Source organism: Alcaligenes sp. SMD-FA (genome assembly GCF_025960365.1).
Classification (GTDB): domain Bacteria; phylum Pseudomonadota; class Gammaproteobacteria; order Burkholderiales; family Burkholderiaceae_B; genus Alcaligenes; species Alcaligenes aquatilis.
This window is the reverse complement of record NZ_CP110108.1, coordinates 3382357-3403825: the sequence shown is the minus strand read 5'-3', so window position 1 is coordinate 3403825 and position 21469 is coordinate 3382357. Positions and strand designations below refer to the sequence as shown.

General features: G+C 56.9%; 15 protein-coding genes. 7 read left to right on the top strand and 8 right to left on the bottom strand.

The annotated features are described in order from the left end of the window. Positions 1 to 174: 174 nt before the first annotated feature. A complete protein-coding gene (locus OKX01_RS15710) occupies positions 175 to 3633 on the bottom strand; it encodes an indolepyruvate ferredoxin oxidoreductase family protein (RefSeq protein WP_125277694.1) in 3459 nt (1152 codons plus the stop codon). 112 nt (positions 3634 to 3745) lie between these two features. Between OKX01_RS15710 and OKX01_RS15705 the strand changes: the two genes are divergently transcribed. The 3 genes from OKX01_RS15705 to OKX01_RS15695 all read left to right on the top strand — a co-directional run bounded on the left by OKX01_RS15705 (position 3746) and on the right by OKX01_RS15695 (position 5440). Next, on the top strand, positions 3746 to 4204 hold the full coding sequence (locus OKX01_RS15705) for an Lrp/AsnC family transcriptional regulator (RefSeq protein WP_009460635.1): 459 nt from the start codon (positions 3746 to 3748) through the stop codon (positions 4202 to 4204). A 117-nt stretch (positions 4205 to 4321) separates the two neighbouring features. Next, entirely contained in the window at positions 4322 to 4816 is a 495-nt protein-coding gene (locus tag OKX01_RS15700; protein ID WP_230019277.1) for a hypothetical protein, read from the top strand. Positions 4817 to 4891: 75 nt separating this feature from the next. Further along, positions 4892 to 5440, top strand: coding sequence for a YaeQ family protein (locus tag OKX01_RS15695; RefSeq protein WP_094197724.1), 549 nt, complete (start codon positions 4892 to 4894; stop codon positions 5438 to 5440). Between the two features lie 207 nt (positions 5441 to 5647). Here the strand turns inward: OKX01_RS15695 and gltX are convergent, their stop codons facing one another. The 5 genes from gltX to OKX01_RS15670 all read right to left on the bottom strand — a co-directional run bounded on the left by gltX (position 5648) and on the right by OKX01_RS15670 (position 12064). Beyond that, positions 5648 to 7057 (bottom strand): glutamate--tRNA ligase, encoded by a 1410-nt coding sequence (gene gltX / locus OKX01_RS15690; RefSeq protein WP_094197723.1) that lies wholly within the window; start codon positions 7055 to 7057, stop codon positions 5648 to 5650. Between the two features lie 103 nt (positions 7058 to 7160). Continuing rightward, the gene (locus OKX01_RS15685) at positions 7161 to 7802 is read right to left on the bottom strand and encodes a response regulator transcription factor (RefSeq protein WP_094197722.1); all 642 of its coding nucleotides are present in this window, start codon (positions 7800 to 7802) and stop codon (positions 7161 to 7163) included. After that, positions 7799 to 8878 (bottom strand): sensor histidine kinase, encoded by a 1080-nt coding sequence (locus OKX01_RS15680; protein WP_264672052.1) that lies wholly within the window; start codon positions 8876 to 8878, stop codon positions 7799 to 7801. The genes OKX01_RS15685 and OKX01_RS15680 overlap by 4 nt, the downstream gene beginning before the upstream one ends. 129 nt (positions 8879 to 9007) lie before the next feature. Further along, positions 9008 to 11710 (bottom strand): magnesium-translocating P-type ATPase, encoded by a 2703-nt coding sequence (gene mgtA / locus OKX01_RS15675; protein WP_125277696.1) that lies wholly within the window; start codon positions 11708 to 11710, stop codon positions 9008 to 9010. 135 nt (positions 11711 to 11845) lie between these two features. Then, a complete protein-coding gene (locus OKX01_RS15670; protein ID WP_264672051.1) occupies positions 11846 to 12064 on the bottom strand; it encodes a hypothetical protein in 219 nt (72 codons plus the stop codon). Positions 12065 to 12455: 391 nt separating this feature from the next. Here OKX01_RS15670 and OKX01_RS15665 point away from each other — a divergent pair, with 391 nt between their 5' ends. Then, on the top strand, positions 12456 to 14927 hold the full coding sequence (locus tag OKX01_RS15665; protein WP_094197720.1) for a GNAT family N-acetyltransferase: 2472 nt from the start codon (positions 12456 to 12458) through the stop codon (positions 14925 to 14927). A 186-nt stretch (positions 14928 to 15113) separates the two neighbouring features. Further along, a complete protein-coding gene (locus tag OKX01_RS15660; protein WP_264672050.1) occupies positions 15114 to 17192 on the top strand; it encodes a CocE/NonD family hydrolase in 2079 nt (692 codons plus the stop codon). 61 nt (positions 17193 to 17253) lie between these two features. Here the strand turns inward: OKX01_RS15660 and OKX01_RS15655 are convergent, their stop codons facing one another. Then, entirely contained in the window at positions 17254 to 17922 is a 669-nt protein-coding gene (locus OKX01_RS15655; RefSeq protein ID WP_094197719.1) for an alpha/beta hydrolase, read from the bottom strand. Then, positions 17919 to 18473: a ribosome biogenesis factor YjgA gene (yjgA, locus tag OKX01_RS15650; RefSeq protein ID WP_094197718.1), complete on the bottom strand. Its 555-nt coding sequence runs from the start codon at positions 18471 to 18473 to the stop codon at positions 17919 to 17921. Before yjgA ends, OKX01_RS15655 begins: the two co-directional genes overlap by 4 nt. Before the next feature lie 66 nt (positions 18474 to 18539). On the opposite strand from yjgA, the gene pmbA reads away from it, so the two are divergent. Continuing rightward, entirely contained in the window at positions 18540 to 19907 is a 1368-nt protein-coding gene (gene pmbA, locus OKX01_RS15645; protein ID WP_264672049.1) for a metalloprotease PmbA, read from the top strand. 283 nt (positions 19908 to 20190) lie between these two features. Next, on the top strand, positions 20191 to 21294 hold the full coding sequence (locus tag OKX01_RS15640) for a TRAP transporter substrate-binding protein (RefSeq protein WP_094197716.1): 1104 nt from the start codon (positions 20191 to 20193) through the stop codon (positions 21292 to 21294). The last annotated feature ends 175 nt before the right edge of the window (positions 21295 to 21469 follow it).

Here is a 21469-nt window from a genome sequence, read left to right as displayed (position 1 = left end):
TACACAGTCAAGTAATAATCATGTAGCACAAGCATATGGCTTTGTTAATCCCCGCTTGCTGTCTCCAATAAGTTGCGTTCTGTACCTGTGCAATCAATTCCCCCAAAAAAAAGCCCCGCATAGGCAGGGCTGAAAGGGCAGGTTAATGGTTGCGACAGTCGTAGCGGGCAAGGCTTAGGCGGGAACCGCCTGAATTGTCAGACCTGTGTTTTTCAATTGCTGCGTCAACTCCGCGAACCGGGCTTCGTATTGCTTGGCTGACTCCATTTTCACGGGACCGAAGCCGCGCAATTGTTGGGGCAGTTCGGCCAGTTCCAATGCCGTGGCGTAGTTGGTCTGATCCAGATTCTTGCTCAAGCTGTTGAGTAGGCTCTGGTATTCGCGCCAGAAGCGACGCTCCATACGGCGCTCATGGGTGTAGCCAAAGGGATCTAGCGGTGTGTTGCGCAGACCTTTGCCTTTGGCCATCCAGCGCAGCAAGGTGGCCGTGCGGGGGCCCAAGGTGATCTTGCGTGGGCGACCTGTGGCCGGATCACGGCGTGCCAGTAAAGGCGGTGCGAAGTGAAAGCGCAAGGAGAAGTTACCTTCAAATTGCTGTTCCAGATCCTGGCGGAACGCGGGCGAGCTAAATAGGCGAGCCACTTCGTACTCATCCTTGTAGGCCATTAGCTTGTACAAGCTGCGCGCGGCTTTTTCAGTCAAGACAGGACGCTGGCCAGGACGCAGTTTTTGTTCGGCTTCACGCAGCGCATGGATGGTGCTGGAAAAGCGCTGGGCATAGGCGGCGTTCTGGTATTGCTCCAGGCTACTGGTGCAGCGCTGCATGATTTGTTCCAACGTTTCACGACGCTGCAAGGTTACGACTTGAGCGGCTGGAGCCAAAAGGCTGACCAATGCTTTTTCGTCGTGAGCCAGTACGCGCCCCAAATGGAAGGCATCCAGGTTGGCTTGAATAGCCACACCATTGAGGCGGATGGCCTGTTCAATCGCCGCGCTGCTGACGGGCAGGGAGCCTTGCTGCCACGCCATGCCCATCAGGAGCATGTTGGACAGCAGGCTATCGCCAAACAGCAGGGTGGCGGCCTGGTGAGCATTGAAAGAACGTACCTGGTTCTCGCCAGCGGTGGCCTTCAATTGACTCAGCAAGTGCTGTGCATCCAGCGGGGCATCGGGGTTGCGGGTGAACTCGGCGGTAGGGGCCAGGTATTCGTTGATGATGGCGTGAGTATGCCCAGGACGGAGGCAAGACAGGGCATTGGGGTGGGCGGCTGCCACCACGTCGCACAAAATGGCCAGGTCGGCCTGGCCGGGATCTACTCGCACGGCACCTGTGTTCTCTTTGTTGGCTGACAGACGAATGTGGCTGATGACTGTGCCGCCTTTTTGCGCCAGACCTGTCATGTCCAGCACGGAGCTGGAGCGACCTTCCAGGTGCACGGCCATGGAGAGCACCGCACCAATGGTAATCACACCCGTCCCCCCCACGCCGGCCACAATCACATTGCAGTCGCGAGCTTGAATGGCAGCTTGCGGCAGCGTGTCCAGCTTGGCCAGTAACTGGGCCTTCATATCGGCCTGACCGTTTTGATCACCACGGCGCAGGGCTCCGCCCATCACCGACACAAAGCTGGGGCAGAAACCGTCCACGCAGGAGTAGTCCTTGTTACAGCTGGACTGGTCGATCTGACGCTTGCGACCCTCGGGCGTTTCAGCAGGCACAAGAGACAGGCAGTTCGATTGCACACCGCAATCCCCACAGCCTTCGCAGACCGCCTTATTAATAAAGAGGCGACGGGCAGGGTCGGGGTACTCGTTCTTTTTACGACGACGGCGCTTTTCAGCCGCACAGGTCTGGTCGTGAATCAAAATGGTGACGCCTGGGATTTCGCGCAGTTCGCGCTGTAAGCGATCCAGCTCACGACGATGATGAACGTCCACACCGGCAGGCAGGCTGACACCGCGATAGCGCTCGGGCTCATCGGTGGTGATGACCACACGACGGGCACCTTCCCCAATGGTTTGCTGGCAAATGCGGGGCACAGAGATCGGGCCGTCAACGGGCTGCCCGCCTGTCATGGCGACGGCATCGTTGAACAGAATCTTGTAGGTAATGTTGGCATTGGCGGCAATGGCCTGCCGAATCGCCAGATAGCCAGAGTGGAAGTAGGTGCCTTCACCCATGTTCTGGAACATGTGGCCCGTTTGGATAAAGGGGGACAGGCCCACCCAGTCCGTGCCTTCACCACCCATTTGAGTCAGACCACGGGTTTTGCGGTCCATCCAGGTCGCCATGTAATGACAACCCACACCGGCCATGGCCTGGCTGCCTTCGGGCACTTTGGTGGAGGTATTGTGCGGGCAGCCTGAACAGAAGTAGGGGCGGCGGGTCAGACCATTGGTGTCAATCGGTGCCAGGTTTTGCACCGTACAGGCAGGCAATTGCACATTGGCGTGATGGCCCAGCCAGCGACGCAGACCCACGGCCACACGGGCAGGGCTGAGCTGACCATCAGCAGGAATCAGTACTTCATTTTCAATATCGCGCTTGCCCGACACAGTGGGGCGCTGGGCACGGTTAAAGAGCAGGTTCTTTAACTGGTCTTCAATGATCGGGCCTTTTTCTTCAATGACCAGAACGTGGTCCAGACCTTCAATAAAATCGTTCAGCGATTGCGGGTTAACTGGCCAGCTCAAACCGATTTTCAGATGGCGAATGGCGGGCAGATCCTTCAGGCTGCTGAGCTGTTGCAGTGCGTCCAGCGTGTCCAGTGTGGCTTTGCCGGTAGACACAATACCGATACGCGCATCAGGTGCCGCTTCAAGGATGCGGTCCAGGCTGTACTTGTGGGCAAACTCGCGCACGCTATCCAGGCGGGCATCCAGAGTGCCTTCCATGGATGGCGTCAGGAATTTGCTGGGGTCGTAGGGGTGTTTGCCGCCTTGCTTGTCGGCCAAGGCCGGGGCCAGATCATCCAAAGGGGTGATCTCGAAAGAGCGGCCGCTTTCCACGGTTTCGGTAATGGCTTTGAAGGCTACCCAGGAACCGGAGTAACGCGACAAGGCCCAAGCCCAAATGCCAAAGCGCTCGTATTCTTCAACAGAGCTGGGGTTGACCACCGGGATGCCCCAGGCGATCAGGGATTGTTCGCTGGCGTGAGGGATGGACGAGGACGAGGCCACGTGGTCATCACCCACAATCATCAGGACGCCGCCGTGCTGGGACGCACCGGCTGCATGGCCGTGGTGCAAGGCATCGCCCGCGCGGTCTACACCGGGGCCCTTGCCATACCACATGGAGAACACGCCATCGACAGTGCGGTCGTCACGCTCGCCCGCTTGCTGGGTGCCCATAATCATGGAAGCAGCCAGGTCCTCATTAATAGCAGGTTGGAAACGGACCTTGGCCTGGTCCAGATGCTTCTGGGCCTTCCACATGATCATGTCCACGCCACCGAGTGGCGAACCACGGTAGCCGGAAACAAAACCGGCGGTGTTCAAACCGTGCTCTTTATCCAGGCGAGCCTGGGTCAGCAACATGCGCACCAGGGCCTGTGTGCCAGTTAAAAAGATGCGTCCTGATTGGGCGGTCAGGTTGTCGCTTAGTTTGTATTGAGTGTCGACGGACTGCGTCATGATGAAACCTCCAGATAGAGATCATGATAGAGAGTCTGTCCTCGCTTTTTTTTGCGTTATAGTTGCGTGTATTCCCTATTCTTTGAAATGTTCATTTCGTAAATGTTTAAATATGGATAAAACTGACTTAAAAATCCTGGATGCCTTGCAGCTGGATGGTCGGGCCTCGGCTCAGCAGGTCTCCGAGCAGGTGGGTTTGTCCACTGCGCCCGTATGGCGGCGCATCAAGAACCTGGAAAAAAACAAGGTCATCCAGGGCTATTATGCGCGCGTGGATCGGCGTCAGGTGGGCCTGCAAAGCTGCATGTTTACCCAGATCAGTCTGGACCGTCATTCGGGTGAAATTGTCGATAACTTCATCCGTGCCGTACGCGATGCGCCCGAGATTCTGGAATGCCACGCCGTGACCGGTGATGCGGATTTTTTGCTGAAGATCATGGTGCCCAGCGCCGAGTCCTACGACGATTTCCTGCACCGCTTCTTGTTCAATATGCCGGGTGTGCGCCAAACCCGCACGATTGTGGCCATGCGCGAGATCAAGAATGTGACCCGCCTGCCTTTGCCACTTTGAAGCATCTTGTTATGGGGTAATACAAGCGCCTTCGGGTAGAATAAACAGGATTCGCCGACCTGCGGTGGGTCGGTATAAAAGCATGAAAGACGGGGTTTTATGACGAAGGCGAATATCTTGCGACGCACTTGCTGGGTTGCTGTGCTGGCGACCGTTTTTTTGAGCGCCTGCGCGGTAAAGGCGCCAGCTCCCGAGCCTGCTGCACAAACTGTTCCTGCCAAACCTGTTCATCCAGCATGTCAGCCCGCTGCGGCTGGAGATCAACTGGCTGGTAACTGGTTAAGTAAGCACCGCCAAAAAGGCGTGGTTGGCGAGCTGCGTACCTTGTTCACCCTGCAGGCCGATGGGTCCATGGCGTACACCGAACAGGTCAAACGCCCCAACAAGCCGTCGCAAGGTTTGAACGAAAGCGGTTGCTGGGTACGCAAGGGCAATGACTTGCAGATCCACACGCAAGAATCCAATGGGGTCATCACCGAGCCGGGCGACCCGATTTACGAAAACCACTACAACATCGTCACCCTGACAGCCCGCAATCTGGTGCTGCGTGATCAAAGTGGTACGACTTATCGCCTGACCAGAATGTCGCCTGGCTACCGCCTGCCATTCTGATTGCGGCGGTTTGAATGATTCCTGGCCGTCCTGGGGGCGGCCAGTTTTTTGTCTGTTTCTTTTGCTGGATGCTCCATGGCTCTGCGCGCAACGATTTATAAAGCTGAACTTAATGTGGCCGATAACGATCGGGCCTACTACGGCAGTCATACCCTGACGCTGGCCCGTCATCCCTCCGAGACCGAAGAGCGGCTGATGGTGCGTTTGCTGGCTTACGGTTTGTATGCGCAAGCGGATGACGCCTTGAGCTTCTCACGCGGGCTAAGCGACTCGGATGAACCCGCCCTGTGGGAGCATGATCTGGGCGGCAATCTGTTGCATTGGCTGGAAGTGGGCCTGCCGGACGATAGACGTCTGATCAAAGCCAGTGGCCGTGCTGAAAAAGTGACGGTATTGGCCTATGGCCGCAATGTGTCCGTCTGGTGGAGTGGTATCAAGGACAAGATCAGCCGCGCTCGCAATATACAGGTTTATGCGCTGGATGCCGCGGGGACCGATGCTTTAGCCGCTCTGGCCGAGCGTGGCATGACCATCAATCTGAATGTTCAGGACGGCACGGTCTGGGCCAGCAGTGACAAAGGTGAAGCCACGGTTGAAGTCAGCCACCTGAATGCGCCTGTTTGAGTGCTTCCCATAGCCTTGGGGCGAGGGCAAGTGTATGGGGCATCATTTCAATGGTTTTACTGTGTGGGCGGCTGGCCCCCAACAAGGGGGAGTGTGAATCCGGTAGCTGTCTTGCATTTTCTGGCGATACGGACCGAACGATAAAAAGCGATAAAAACAAAAAGGGCACCTCGAATGAGATGCCCTTCAAGCACTTGGCGATAATGTTTACAGCCCAGCCAAACGCCCCAAAACCTTATCGCGTCCAACCAGAGCCAGCACCGCATCTACCGCAGGCGTTTGTTTCTGTCCTGTCACAGCGACACGCAAAGGAATTGCCAGCTTGGGCATTTTTACCTCGTGATCGGCCAGAACCTGCTTGATCAAAGCAGCCAGATTCTCCGTATTCCACTGTGGCAAGCTGATTGCCTTGCTGGCAAAATCACGCAGCAAGACACGCGCTTCCGGCGTCAACACCTCGGCCAGCAGCTCATCACTGGCAGGCTCGAAAGGACGGCAGAATAACAGGGCACCTTCAGCTAGTTGATTCAAGGTCTCGGCGCGGTCTTTTAACAAACCCATGATGCCAGGCAAATCCTGCCCGTCGGTCTTGCCTCCCAAGGCTTCAATACGGGGAGCCACGCGCTCGGCCAGATCCGCATTGTCGCTGGCCTTGATGTAGTGGGCATTTACCCAGTTTAACTTCTTGGGATCCCACTGCGAAGCCGACTTGCTCAGGCTGCGCGTATCAAACCATTCCACCAACTGCTCGCGGGTGAACAGCTCGTCATCGCCGTGGCTCCAGCCCAAACGAGCCAGATAGTTGACCATGGCTTCAGGCAAATAGCCGTCCTTGTCGTAATCCATGATGCTGACCGCACCATGGCGCTTGGACAGTTTCTCGCCATCCGGGCCCAGAATCATGGGCACATGGCCGTACTCGGGCAAAGTCGCGCCCAAGGCCTGCAAAATCACAATTTGACGTGGCGTGTTGTTCACGTGGTCATCACCACGAATCACATGAGTGATTGCCATGTCCCAATCGTCCACCACCACGCAGAAGTTGTACGTAGGGGTACCGTCAGGACGGGCAATGACCAGATCGTCCAGCTCGCTGTTATCAAAGCTGATGCGACCCTTGACCATATCGTCCCAACTGGTTGCGCCGGACTGCGGGCTCTTGAAACGAACCACAGGCTTGCGGTCCGCCGGGATGGCAGGCAATTGCTTGCCGGCCTCAGGACGCCAGGTGCCGTCATAACGAGGCTTCAAACCCTGAACACGCGCTTTCTCGCGCATGGCTTCCACTTCCTCGGGGCTGCTGTAGCAGTAATAAGCATGGCCGTCTTTCAGCAACTGGGCGATGACCTCGCGGTAACGATCCATGCGCTGCATCTGGTAGAACGGACCTTCGTCCGCATCCAGGCCCAACCATTGCATACCATCCAGAATGCCTTGCACCGCCTCGGGGGTAGAGCGCTCCAGATCCGTATCCTCAATGCGCAGCACAAAAGAGCCTTGATGATGACGGGCAAAAGCCCAGGAAAACAGTGCGGTGCGCGCGCCGCCCAGGTGCAGATAACCAGTGGGCGAGGGGGCAAAACGGGTACGGATGACGTTGGAAGTAGACGTGCTCATAACTTGTGTGTGGCCTTGACCTTGGGAAGCCCGCATACGGGACCGAATCTGCGTATTTTAACCCAGCGCGTCAACTAAGAAAGAATCACCGCGCAGAAGTGTCCTACTGGCCTGTTTCCGTATTGAGCTGATCGAACTGGCGCACCAGCTCCGCCAGAGAAGCGGCCTGCATTTTCTGCATGACGCGGGCACGTCGCACTTTGACTGTGACCTCCTTCACATCCAGCTCGGCAGCGATCTGCTTGTTCAGCAGGCCTTGCACCACGCGTACAAACACATCACGTTCGCCCGCGTTCAGACTGTCCCAGCGTTGCTGCAAGCTCATCTGGGCTTTGGCCTGTTCCTTGCGTTGCGCATCCGCGGCCAAAGCCGATTGCACGGCGTCAATCAGGGCCTGATCCCCGAAAGGTTTGGTCAGAAAATCCCAGGCCCCGTGTTTGATGGCTTTGACCGCCATATGAATATCGCCGTGGCCCGTAATAAAGATGACCGGCATGTGCAGCCCGCGCGACTCCATCTGTAAATGAAAGTCCGTGCCGCTTTGCTCGGGCATGCGCACATCCAGCACCAGACAGGCGGGGGCGTCAGATAAGGGATGCGCCAGAAAATCCCGCGTAGAGGCAAAGCTCAGTGCGTTCACCCCCACGCTGGCCAGCAAGTCGTCCAGGGCGGCGCGAATGGAGGGGTCATCATCAATGATGTAGACCGTGGGCGTGTTCAGAGAAGAGTCCAGATGATCTGTCATGGCGCCAAAGGTAAGGTGAAATGAAAGGCAGCACCGCCATCAGCTTGGTCAGTGGCCCAGATATGGCCGTTATTGGCATCAATAATGCTGCGGCTGATGGTCAGGCCCAGGCCCAGACCGGTAGCCTTGGTGGTCCAGAACGTATCAAACAATTGGGGTAACAGCGTGTCCGACAAGCCGGGGCCATTGTCTTTAATGGAAAACAGCACCTTGCTGGTTTGCGGTTTATCGCCGGGCAAGAGGCGGGTTTCTATCGTGATACGAGCCGCATGAAAGTCCGAGGCGGGTGACAGGGCCTCGATGGCATTGAGCAGCAAATTGGCCATCACTTGCTGAATCTGAACCCGATCGGCAAAGACCTGGGGCAGATCGGATTGCAAGGCCAGGCGTAGATCAATATGCTGACGCCGCATCTCGCCATCTGACAGCTTGAGTAGTTCCGTTAAGGCCAGGTTCAAATCAAAAGCGCTGCTGGTTGGGGCTTCGTTGCGGGTAATGCTGCGCACCCGGTCCAGTACATCTTTGGCACGTTGGGCGTCGTCCGCAATCCGCTGTGCGGCAGCCTGTGCCTTCTCTATATTTGGCGGCGAGGCTTGCAGCCAGCGCTGGCAGGCACCGGTGCTGCTGTTGATGGCTGCCAGGGGCTGGCTGACCTCATGGGCAATGGAGGTACTGAGCTGGCCCAGCGTGGTCAAACGGGATAAGCGCAGCAAATGTTCGCGCGTTTCATGTGCGGCTGCCTGCACGGATTTGAGCTTGAGTCCCAGATACGTGGTGATGGCGATGGCAACCAGGCTGATTCCGGTATTGATCAGACCCACCTCGTAGTCGCCCGCACGGGTTAACAGGACGCTGACCACGGTCAGCACCATACTGAAACTTGCCAGGGTAATGACTTGTCGGGCCGACAGAAAACGAATTGCTATCAGCAGCAGCGGAGTATGAAAGACCGCAGCGGCGATAGCGTAGTTGGTGATGGTATCGGCAATAAAGACCAACGCCATCAAGATGCAAATGCCGGTCAGGGCCAAGGCGCGGTAGGTTTTGCTCGACAAGACGCTAAAAGGTAGTTTCATGTCTTTCGTGTGGGGGCAGGCAGCAGGATCGTATCTTTCGTGTCGTCATCATATACCTGGACTTGTATCTGATTGCCTATCCAGGTCTGGGCTCCCGACAGGACGGGTGGGAGCCCAGACCTGTCAGGTTTAGAACCACTGGCCAAAGCGGCGGATGTACAGCATTTTCATACCCTGTGCGACCAGGCAGTACGCCAGCAAGGTGCCGACCAGCCAAGGGAAGTACTCCCAAGGCAAAGGCTGCAGGCCAACCATGGCTCCCACACCGGAAAAGGGCAGGTAAATGCCGACAGCGGCAATCAGGAAGGTCATCAGCATCACAGGCAGGGCCGCCGTGCTTTGGATGAAGGGGATTTTTTGCGTACGCAGCATGTGAACAACCAGTGTCTGCGACAGCAAACCTTCAATAAACCAGCCGGACTGGAACAGCGATTGCAGTTCAGGCGTATTCGCCCCAAACACGTACCACATCAAGACAAAGGTAGTGATGTCAAAAATGGACGAGGTCGGGCCAATCCAGATCATGAAGCGGCCAATATTCTTGGCATCCCACTTGCGGGGTTTGCGCAGAAAGTCCTTGTCCATGCGGTCCCAGGGTAAAGCCAGTTGTGAGATATCGTAGAGCAGGTTCTGAATCAGCAAGTGGATGGCCAACATGGGCAGGAAGGGAATGAAAGCACTGGCCACCAGCACCGAGAACACATTGCCAAAGTTGGAGCTGGCCGTCATGTTCAGGTACTTGATGATGTTGCCAAAGGTCTCGCGGCCTTTGATCACGCCTTCTTCCAGAACCAGCAGGTTCTTTTCCAGCAAGATGATGTCTGCCGATTCCTTGGCAATATCCGTGCCGCTATCAACCGAGATCCCCACGTCGGCATCGCGCAGGGCGGGGGCGTCGTTGATGCCGTCACCCAGAAAACCGACGGTATGCCCATTGGCCTGCAGCGCTTTGAGCACACGCGATTTTTGCAGCGGAGTGAGCTTGGCAAAAACCGAGTGACGCTCGACAGCGCAACGCAGATCGGGGTCTTGCATCAGCTCGATTTCAGGCCCCAGCAAAGGCTTGCCGGGTGCCAGGCCCACTTCACGGCAGATTTTCGCGGTAATGATTTCGTTGTCGCCGGTCAGGACTTTCACGGCCACACCGTGCTCGGTCAGGGCGGCAATCGCTTGGGCAGCACTTTCCTTTGGGGGGTCCAGGAAGGTCAGCAAGCCTTGCACGGTCATCTCGCGTTCGTCCTGGGCTTCGTAACGGTTTTTGGCCTGTTCGAGGGGAATACGGCGAGTGGCAATCAGCAAGACACGGAAGCCGTCCGAGTTGTAGCGGTAGGCCATTTTCAGCAGACGGGCGCGCTGCTCGGTATCCAGTGGCAAACGCTGATCGCCCTCTTGCACGTGGGTGGCAATGCTAAGCATTTCTTCCACCGCCCCTTTGCAGACCATGAACTGTTCGCCCTGCGGATTCTGTACGACAACCGACAGGCGGCGACGTACAAAGTCAAAAGGCAGTTCGTCGATCTTGCGGTAGGAACCAATAGCTTGCAAGGCAGAGGGGGTTTGCTTTGCAAAGCGCAGCACCGCCTGATCCATCAGGTTTTTCACGCCGCTTTGGTGCAGGCTGTTGAGCAGGGCCAGTTCCAGAATGCGTGGGCTGTTGCGATCATCCAGGCCTAGATGGTGTTCCAGAATGATGCGGTCTTGTGTCAGGGTGCCGGTCTTGTCGGTACACAGCACGTCCATGGCACCAAAGTTCTGGATTGCGTTCAGACGTTTGACCACCACTTTGTTCTTGGCCATGGCGACTGCACCTTTGGCCAGGTTGGAGGACACAATCATGGGCAGCATTTCAGGGGTCAAGCCGACGGCAACGGCCAGCGCGAACAGGAATGCTTCGGTCCAGTCGCCTTTGGAGAAACCGTTGATCAGCAGCACGATGGGTACCATGACCAGCATGAAGCGAATCAGCAGCCAGCTAACACTGTTTACGCCCCGGTCAAACGAGGTCTCGGCGCGTGAACCCACAATGGCCTTGGCCAGCGAACCAAAATAGGTCTTGGCGCCGGTGGCTACAACCACAGCCGTGGCCGTACCGCTGACCACGTTGGTGCCCATAAAGCACATATTATTCTGTTCCAGCACACCGGCCTGGGAGCTGGAAGCAGAGGCGCTCTTGCTGCTGACGGCGCTAAAGACATCGTACTTTTCAACAGGCAGGGCTTCTCCTGTCAGGGCAGCCTGGCTGACGAATAAGTCGCGGGACTCGATCAGGCGCAGGTCTGCCGGGATCATGTCGCCAGCCGACAGGCGCACAATATCGCCGGGCACGATCTGGCTCATGGGGATTTCGCGTATGACCGTGGCACTGGACACGGTAGCGCGTCGTTGTACGCTGGCGGTGGTGCGCACCATCGCTTTCAGGGTCTGGGCGGCTTTGCCGGAACGGTACTCTTGCCAGAAACGCAGCAGGCCGCTCAAGGTGACCATGACCACAATAATCAGCACGCCGGTGTAGTCCACCTCTTCGCCTGAGCGTATGGGCAGGATGATGTCAGTGACGGCGCTGACCGCAGCCAGCACCATCAGCACTGCAATAAAGGGGTTCTTGAAGGCCAGGGCCAATTGAACCAGGGCGTGGGCAGGCTTGTCCCGGGCGACCTCATTAGGGCCGTATTCGGTCAGGCGGCTCAAGGCCTGGGCGTCGGTCAGGCCGTTCAGATTGGCTTGCACAGCGGCCAGGGTTGTCTCCAGGCTAAGCCCGGTTTCGGTGGCCGTACGCAGCTTGGCGTCGTTGTCCACTGAACGCAGTGGCGAACGGTGTTGTTGAATGCTCATGGTAATGCTCCTGGGGTACAGGCGTGACTGTGCCGTCCATCCCAAGAGATGGACGCAGCAGATCCTGCCGACCGGTTTGAGGGTCGGCAGACTACAGGTAAGAACAAGCGGATTTAGTTGGCGTCAGGCCAGCGTTTAGTGGCTGGGCAAGCTGTAGCGCCACACTCGCGCTGAGGGTGGTTTGTCACTGTCTGCAATCCAGTGAATTTCTGGCTTGTGACTGGCCGTGTTGATACGCCAGGCAAGAGCGGGACGGCGACTGGGGGCAGTGCGCTCGCGTGGGCAATGTGTGGCAAGATGCGAACCCGATGAGCTCAGGGTCCGAATCGGTCCAGTATGAATAATGCGGTGCATGGTTGACTCCTGATCGTGCTGCGCAAGCCCTATCAGCAGACAACCGAGCGGATCAGGTGTGTCTGAGGGGCCTGTGCAGCCTGTTTCTTCGACTGTCGTCGTTGGACATAGTGTGTTTTTCCTGTCAGAGGAAATGAACGTTCCTGCTTTCCGAACGAATGTTATTTTACGGTTTGCAAGCCGTTTTGCGACTGGCTTTGAGCCGTTTTTCCCCAGGCATTGGCGTATGGTTTCTATACGAAAGTATATGAACGGCCTGCTCCAGGGTAAAAACTGACGGCATGATGCAAGACAGAGATAGCTGGCCTAGTCTCTTTTATTTGTAGACAGCTGTGCTTAAGATGAGGGGATTCATTATTTTGGTGTGTGGTTTTCTTATGGCGGAACAATCATGGCAGCCCTAAGGCATCGTCTGACAGCATTGTTTGAGCCCCGTTCGGTGTTGGTCGTCTCCACCTTGCCTATGCCTCTGTTCAAAGAGGTGCCAGCCCGATTGGCTGGACGGATCACGCAGGCTCGTATAACCGCCACGCAAGTGCAAGTGCCGGATCGTCTGGAAGGATTGACGGAGACACAGCGCCTGGATCTGGCGCTGGTTTGTATTGAGCCGGTGCGTTTGCCGCAGGCTCTGGATGCGATCCGGGTACACAAACCCCGTGTGGTCCTGCTCCTGCCCTCGAACCTGGCCTCCCGCGATCCCATGGAAGACATGGTGTATGCGCGCTCCTGGGCCCGCATTAATAATTGTCTGATATTGGGGCCACGTGCCTTTGGAATACAGCGGCCGCATCTGGGCATCAATTTAAGTCACGAGCCACAAATGGCACTGGCGGGCCGTGTGGCTCTGGTATCTCAGTCGCGTTCCATTACCTCGGCCTTGATGGACTGGGCCGAAGATGTCAGCCTGGGTTTCTCTGCGATTGTGTCGGTGGGGGACGAGGCCGTTATCGATGTGCCCGAGGTGCTGGAATATCTGGCCATGGACCCGCGCACGGACAGTATTGCGCTGTATTTGGAACATACGCCCGCGTCCCGCCGTTTCACCAGTGCCTTGCACGCGGTGGCGGCGGTCAAACCGGTGGTGGTCTTGAAGGTAGGCGGCCAGCGTCAGCAAGGCGAGGCCCACGAGGCGGTATTCAATGCCTTGATGCGACGCGTGGGGGCGGTGCGCATTCGTTACTTTGTGCAGTTGTTCTCGGCTCTGAAAGTGCTGGTTTATACCCGTCGGCCCAAAGGGCGGCGTATTGCTTTGTTTTCCAATGGGAACGGTGCGGCGCAGATGGCCCTGGATGTTCTGGGTTCGGATGCGGCAGTGACTTGCCCAGAGCTCTCGCCCTCGACCCAGCGGGCGCTGGACAACCTGCTGGCCCCTGGCGATCAGGTTCAGAATCCAGTGGTGACCTATGTACCACTGACGCCCATGCGTATCGACTCGGTCATTTCCACCTTGCTGGACGATAAGGATATTGACGGGGTGCTGGTCTTGTTGACCCCGGACCCTTTGGCCGATATGCCGGCGGTATCGCGTGAGTTGGCCATGTTGTCGGCCAGTGCTCGCAAGCCCATCATCACGTGTTTGATTGGGGATGCGGATATGCGGCCCTTGCGTCATTTGCTCGATGGGGTGGGGACGCCGGCTTTCCGGACTCCGGATACCGCAGCCAATGCGTTCGACTTGCTGGCCCGCTATCACTACAACCAGCACTTGTCGCAGCAGACCTTGCCGCCTTTGCCGCTGGGCACCTTGCCGGAAGTAGAACCTGCCCGTGAATTGGTGCGCCAGATTCAAAGCGAGCGCCGCGAGGCCAGCGAGCAGGAGTGTCGCGATTTGCTGCGCTACTTTCACGTGCCGGTTGTCGACTTGCGTGTGACACACGATCAGGGTGAACCTGATCCCGATGTTCCGCCCATGGGCCTGCGCTTTGAAACCGATGACAAGTTGGGTCCTTATGCGGTCTTTGGTGGGGCCGATCACGCGGATTGGCTTTCTTCGTCCTATCCGGCGGTGGAACTGCCACCCTTGAACCGTTATCTGGCGCGCCAATTGGTCGAGCGTAGTCCCTTGTGGCGCAAGAGCCTTTCCTCGCAATTGACGCCCTTGGTATTGACGCAGTTGTTGCAGGTGCTGGAGCGTTTGTCGGACTTGATGAGTGAGCTGCCCGGCGTGCGTCGTGTGGTGCTCGATCCCATTATGGCGGGTGAGAACAGCCTGTACATCAAGAGTATCTCGATCTCCTTGAGCAAGCAGTCCATGCTGGTGCTGCCTGAGACAGCCGGCTATCGTCACATGGCGATTCATCCTTATCCGCGCAACATGATTGAACGGCGTCAGTTCAAGGACGGACAGCGCTGGACCTTGCGCCCCATCCGCCCCGAGGATGCCGAGGCCCTGCAGACCTTTATGCGCGGCCTGTCGGACGAAAGCCGCTACATGCGCTTTGTGTCCATGTTGCGCGAACTGACACCACGCATGCTGTCCCGCTACACCCGCATCGACTACGACCGGGAACTGGCGCTGATTGCTACCGTGCGTTCGCCCAATCCTGATAACCGTAACCATCCCCGTGACGAGATTATTGGCTTTGCCCACTATCTTCGTAATGGCGATGGCCGGGGGGCGGAATATGCCCTGGTGATAGGGGATGCCTGGCAGCGGCGCGGTCTGGGCGTGATCTTGATGGAGGCGCTGATCCAGGCCGCTGCCGAGCAAGGGTTGACCTACATCGATGGCTATGTGCTGGCTTCCAACTCGCCTATGCAAGCCTTGATGAAGCGCTTGGGTTTTCAGAACGATGCGGATCCGGAGGACCCCAGTATGCGGCGTGTCTGGTTGGACCTGGGTGAGACGCGTCGATCGGATTAAGCACAGACAGCTCAATCCGTTTGTCAGGGAAATACCCGTTTAATTGTGCCCCTAATGTCCCGACTCACTCAACGGTGTCGGGACTATGATGCGCTCGTGATGGCAGGCAGCACAGCGTTTGAGCGCGGCTGCCGCCACATCAATGGATGGTGCTCAACACCGACGGCACTTTATACCGGGGACACAATGATGCGATTGAATCTGGCTGCTGTGCAGCGATGGCTGCTTGGTTTGTTCTTGATTGGCGGTCTGCTGGCTTGTTCCGGGCAGACAACGATGTCGTCAGAAAAAAACCATTACGAGTTCTCCCTGGAGAACGACAGCTTGGAAATGCGGGATGGCGTGCGCCTGGCGGTGACGTATTACCGACCGTTGGCCAAAGCACCGGGAGAAACCTTCCCAGTCATTCTGGAAATGCTGCCCTATCGCAAGGACGATTTTTTTGCGCTGGGTGACTACGAGTATGGCTCTTATTTTGCCAAGCGGGGATATGTGGTGGCGCGGGTCGACGTGCGTGGCACGGGAGGTAGTACTGGCCCGGTCCCTGTCAGCGAATATTCCGCTGCCGAGATTGCAGATGCCCAGGAGCTGATTGATCAACTGTCCCGCCAGAGCTGGTCCAACGGCAAGGTGGGTATGTATGGCTTGTCCTGGAGTGCGTTCAATTCCTTGATGACAGCACACAGAAAACCGCCTGCACTCAAGGCCATTATTGCGGCACACGGTTCTACCGATCTGTTCTACAACGACGTTCACTATATTGATGGTGCCTTGCATATCGACTCCTATGCGCACCAGATTGATACCGATAACGCCATGCCGCAAAGTCCGGAGTATCGGATTGATCAGGAGTACTTCAAGAACCGTTTTGACCGCGAGCCCTGGATTTTTACCTGGCTGCGTCAACAGCAGGACGGCGATTTCTGGCGCGCCGAGTCTCTGGCCTTCAAGAAGCAGCCTTTGGAAGTGCCGGCCTATTTGATTGGTGGCTTGCTGGATGGTTATCGCGATTTTGCGCTGGATGTCAGTCGGACCTCGAAAGCCCCTGTGATTGTGGAGATGGGACCCTGGAACCATGCCTGGCCGGAGTATGGTGTACCTGGCCCGAATTATGAGTGGCGCGAGAAGGCGGTGCGCTGGTGGGACTACTGGCTTAAAGATATAGATACCGGGATTCTGGATGAACCCCGCCGGATGGCCTTTATGCGTACCGGCCATGCTCCGGCTACAGATCGGCAAACCGTGCCTGGTTATTGGCGCTGCGATTCGCAATGGCCCGTGGAGGGCGCGAGGACTGAACGCCTGCATCCTCAAGCCGGGCACCAACTGGAGGCTATTGCTCCTGCCTCAGGCTTGGCCCAGACCTTACCTTACAAGGCCGGAGCGGGTTTGGCGGGGGGCGGCTGGTGGGGCGAGCAGACGGGGGACATGTCAGCCGACGATGCCCATAGCCTGGTTTATGATTCCGCACCTTTGAGCCAGGCCATGGAAATCATGGGCATGCCCAAGGTAAGCCTGAAGGTAGCGGCTGATGCGCCTTTTTATCAATGGACGGTACGGCTGGAAGATGTGGCCCCCGATGGGCAGGTTTCTTTGGTCAGCGGGGCAATCATCAATCCCTCTCAGCGTGTTTCGCGTCTGGAGCCTCAGGCCTTGGTGCCGGGTGAGGCGACCAACCTGGAGACCTCCATTCACTTCACCACATGGCGTTTCAAGCCAGGCCATCGCATTCGTTTGGCGGTAAGCAATGCGCAGTTTCCCATGGTCTGGCCCAGCCCGACGGCGGGTGTCACCAGTCTGTTTCCGGGGGTTGATACCTGGGTGGATTTGCCGGTGGTGCCTGTGCGGGAGCAGGGCACGCAGGCTTGCATCATGTCGCCACCCCAGGCTAGCGAAGCGGCTCCCTTTGGTCGCACTATCGATGGCGACGGTCCTGTATTCAGCAGCGTTCGTAACGAAGAGACGGGTGATGCGATCTTTACGACTAGCAACGAGCTTAGCTGGGTGTTGCATGACAATTTATACCGTTCCGAGGAAATGTATCGTTGGGAGGTCAACGACGCTGCACCCGCCAAGGCGCGCTATCAGGGCGATCGGCGCAATGTGTTTAGCATCCAGGGGCGGGAGATCGATATGTCCGCCCAAGCCCGGATCGAGTCCGATGAGTCTTATTTCTACCTGACATTTACGCGGGTGCTAAAGGAGGATGGGGTGCTGGTTCGGGAAAAGAGATGGCAGGAGCGTATCGCTCGGGTGTATCAATAAAAAGCTGAATCAAGAAAAAACGCCGCTGTGATTGCAGCGGCGTTTTTTTCTTGTGAGCTGATTAGCGCAGTACCTGCTTCAGAAAGTGACCAATCGCACTGATTTCTTCCGGGCAAACCGCGTGGGGCATGGGGTAGACATTCCATTGCACCTGATAGCCCATGGCCTCCAGCTGCTGACGGCTGGCTTCGGCACGGGTCAGCGGTACAACTGGGTCCATGTTGCCATGCGCCATGAAAATAGGTGTGTTTTGATTGGCCTGATGGCGCTCGTTTTCTACTGCTGCGGCCAAAGGTAGGTAACCGGACAGACAGAGCATGCCGGCCAGACGTTCGGGCAAGCGTAGTCCGGTTTGCAAGGTCATGGCACAGCCTTGCGAGAAACCGGCCAGCACAATGTTTTCGGTAGGAATGCCACGGGCATTTTCGCGTGCAATCAGGTTTTGCACCTCGATCTGAGATTTACGCAGTCCACTTTCATCCTCGTGACGTACCAGGTCAGCTACATAAATGTCGTACCAGGAACGCATGGCCATGCCGCCGTTGATGGTGACGGGCTGGATGGGGGCGTGCGGGAAAATGAAACGGATAGCGGGGGCGTTTTGCAGGCCCAGCTCTGGCACGATAGGGGCAAAATCGTGGCCGTCGGCACCTAAACCATGTAGCCAGATAACGGCATGCTGGGGATTGGCACCGGTTTCAATTTCAATCGACTCAAGCAGCGGGTTCATGCGGACTCCGAAAGATCTACCAAGGTCTTGATGTACTGGTACAGGGCGCGGTAGTGTTTGCGCTGTGGATCCTGGCCTTGTACCAGTGTGGCATTTTTCTCCGCCTCTTTGCGTGCGGCACGAATCAGGGTGCGCAATTGCTGGATATCGGCGCCGGAAAATTCATTCATGAATTCAGTCAGAGCGTCGTCATCACGCAACAACAGGTCGCGCAGCGCTTCCAGCCTGTGCATGGCACGGGTGTCTTCCTTGGAGCCGTTTTCCCAGACGTCCAGTTGCTTTAGGATCGGTTCGGGATCCACATTGCGCATCAGCTTGCCCACATAGTGGATTTGACGGCGGCGTCCTTCACGGGCCGTCGGGCTGATGCGCTTGGCATCCTTGATGGCGGCCATTAAGGACTCGCCTAGATCAAGTTGTTTGAGTCGGTCGTCCGAGAGCTCGATCAGGCGTTTGCCTAGGTCAAGCAGAGCGTGCATTTCGCGTTTTACCTGCGATTTGCTGGGGCGGTCGTAACCGTTTTCATCGATTTCAGTGCGTGGACGGGCCATAGAAGTGAAATAGCAAAGATTGTCGCCAATTGGCTATGATAACCGCCTAACCCTCAAAGAGTAGCAATGAGTCATCCAACTATTTCCCAATTGTCGATCAGTGCCAATCAGTTCCAGTTTTGCGAATTGGTAGACGAGGCGCTGCGGCATGCCAAAAAACTGGGCGCCAGTGATGCTGCCGTCGATATTTCAGAAAACAAAGGTCTGGCCGTCTCGGTGCGCCAGATGGAACTGGAAACGGTAGAGCAGACGCAAGACCGCTCCTTGGGTGTGACGGTGTTCGCAGGCCAGCGCAGTGGTTCGGCCTCGACCTCGGACTTTTCAGTCAAGGCGCTGCGTGAAACGGTGGAAGCGGCCTGGCATATTGCCCGCTATACCGCTGAAGATCCGTTCGCCGGTCTCCCTGAAAAAGACATGTTGGCCCAGAGCTATCCCGATCTGCACTTGCATCACCCCTGGATGCTGGATGCCGACCAGGCGACTAAGCTGGCGATCCGTGCCGAGCAAGCCGCGCTGGAACTAAGCCCACTGATCAGCAATTCCGAAGGTGCATCGGTCGATACGCTGGAAGGGCACTTTGTGATGGGCAACAGCCGCGGCTTTTTGGGTGGCTATCCCTACAGCCGTCATTCGCTCAGTGTCAGCCCCATTGCCGGCAAGGGTGATCATATGCACCGCGATTACTGGTACAGCAGCTCGCGTGATCCTTTCCGTCTGGCCAGTCCCGAGTCGGTTGGCCGTTACGCGGCCGAGCGTACCTTGTCGCGTCTGTCGGCCCGCCGTATTCCTACTGGCCGCTATCCGGTTTTGTTTGAAGCTCCGCTGGCGGTAGGCTTGATTGGTTCCCTGGTGCAGGCCACCAGCGGGTCGGCCCTGTATCGCAAGACCAGTTTCTTGTTGGACTCGCTGGGCAAGTCTGTCATGGCCAAACACATTGATGTGCTGGAGCGCCCGCATTTGGCGGCCGCTATGGGCAGTGCGCCGTTTGACTCGGAAGGGGTACGTACGTGCGACCGCGATGTTGTGCGTGGCGGAGAGCTGAAAGGGTATTTCTTGTCCTCCTACGCAGGTCGTAAATTGGGTATGCCCTCTACGGGGAACGCCGGTGGTTCGCACAACTTGCTGCTTAGCTCGCGTCTGACCCGTCCCGAGGACGATTTGGAGGCCATGTTGAAGAAAATGGGCCGTGGTTTATTGGTTACCGAGCTGATCGGCCAGGGCATTAATTACCTGACAGGCGATTACTCGCGGGGTGCCTTTGGCTACTGGGTGGAGAATGGCCGTATTCAGCATGCGGTCGAGGAAGTCACGATTGCGGGCAATCTGGCCGAGATGTTCGCGCAGATTGTGGCTGTGGGTGCCGATACCTTTGCCGCCGGTTCCAAGCGCACGGGTTCCATCTTGATTGAACAGATGTCGGTGGCCGGTTCCTGATAGCTGCTGTCTGGAGTGCCTGGCCAGATTGTGATGTCTTGGCTCAGGCAAGCGGCCCGTCAGCGACAAGAGGATGATGGCCTGAATTCGGAGTTATTTGTGGTTCAGGCCGTGTTGCAGGCAGTGTCTGGCATAGGCTCCAGGTCAAAGGCCCGGCAAGATAAGGCCGAATTTGCGGGATAATCCGGGCTTTCACCGCACCCCATTCGGGGCGCGCCAGTGTACTATCCATAGCATAAAAATATTTCCCCATTTTCGTCGAATACCCACAAGGAGGTTATTCATGCAGCGTCGCTCGTTTCTGAAAAAGGCAGGTCTTGGCGCCGTAGCCAGTACCGCCGCTGTTGCTGCCCCTGCTATTGCCCAAAGCAATCCCAAGATTAACTGGAAGCTGACCTCGACTTACGGTCCCGCTACCCCGGCTCTGTTTTCGACTGCCCAGGCGTTTTGCAAGATGGTTGAGGAAGCCTCCGATGGCAACTTCAATATCCGTCTGTACCCTGCGGGTGAAATCGTCCCCGGTTTTGGTGTGATGGACGCTGTTAGCAATGGCACGGTCGAATGTGGTCAGACGGCCTCGTATTACTACTACGGTAAAGATCCTTCTTTCAGCTTTGACACAGCGGTGCCATTTGGCCTGAACGCTCGTCAGATGAATGCCTGGATGCAGGAAGGCAACGGCACCAAGCTGCTGCGTGAACTGTTCGCCACCCGTAACATCATCAACTTTGCTTTCGGTAATACCGGCACCCAGATGGGCGGTTGGTACCGCAAGGAAATCAATTCCCTGGAAGACCTGAAAGGTCTGAAGATGCGTACCGCCGGTTTTGCCGGTGAAGTGCTGGCCCGCATGGGTGTGGTGCCTCAGCAAGTGCCGCCAGGCGATATTTACCCATCGCTGGAAAAAGGCACACTGGACGCCGTGGAATTCGTCGGTCCCGTGGACGATGAAAAGCTGGGCTTCCAGAAAGTGGCCAAGTACTACTACTACCCCGGTTGGTGGGAAGGGTCGGCTCAGGTGTCGCTGTACGTGAACGATGCCGCTTTCCAGGCACTGCCCAAGCAATACCAGGCCCTGATTGAAACGGCTTCGCGTGCAGCTGGTGAACGCATGATTTGTCAGTATGACGCGCAAAGCCCGGCTGCATTGCGTCGTCTGATTGCCAGCGGTGCTGTCCTGAAAGCGTTCCCACGTGATGTGATGGACGAGGCTTTCAAGACCTCCAATATTTTGTACAAGGAATTCTGCGACAAGGATCCCATGTTCAAGAAGATTCACGACGACTACATGGGCTTTCGTGACGCGATCGTGCCTTGGTTCCGTGTCGCTGAAGGTTCCTACGACAACTACCTGGGCATCGCTTTGGCGAACCGGAAAAAAGGCTGATCCCAGTACCTGGGTCCGGGCAGAGCAATCTGTGCGGACTCGACAGGCTAGCCTTGTTAACCCCTGTTTTTCCAGTTGGAAGCAGGGGTTTTTTGATGGTTGGTGTTCTGGAGCAAAGGTTTGGCCGGATTATTAAGAGCTAAAGAGGTAGGCGGCAGGCGAAACTTTTTGGGGG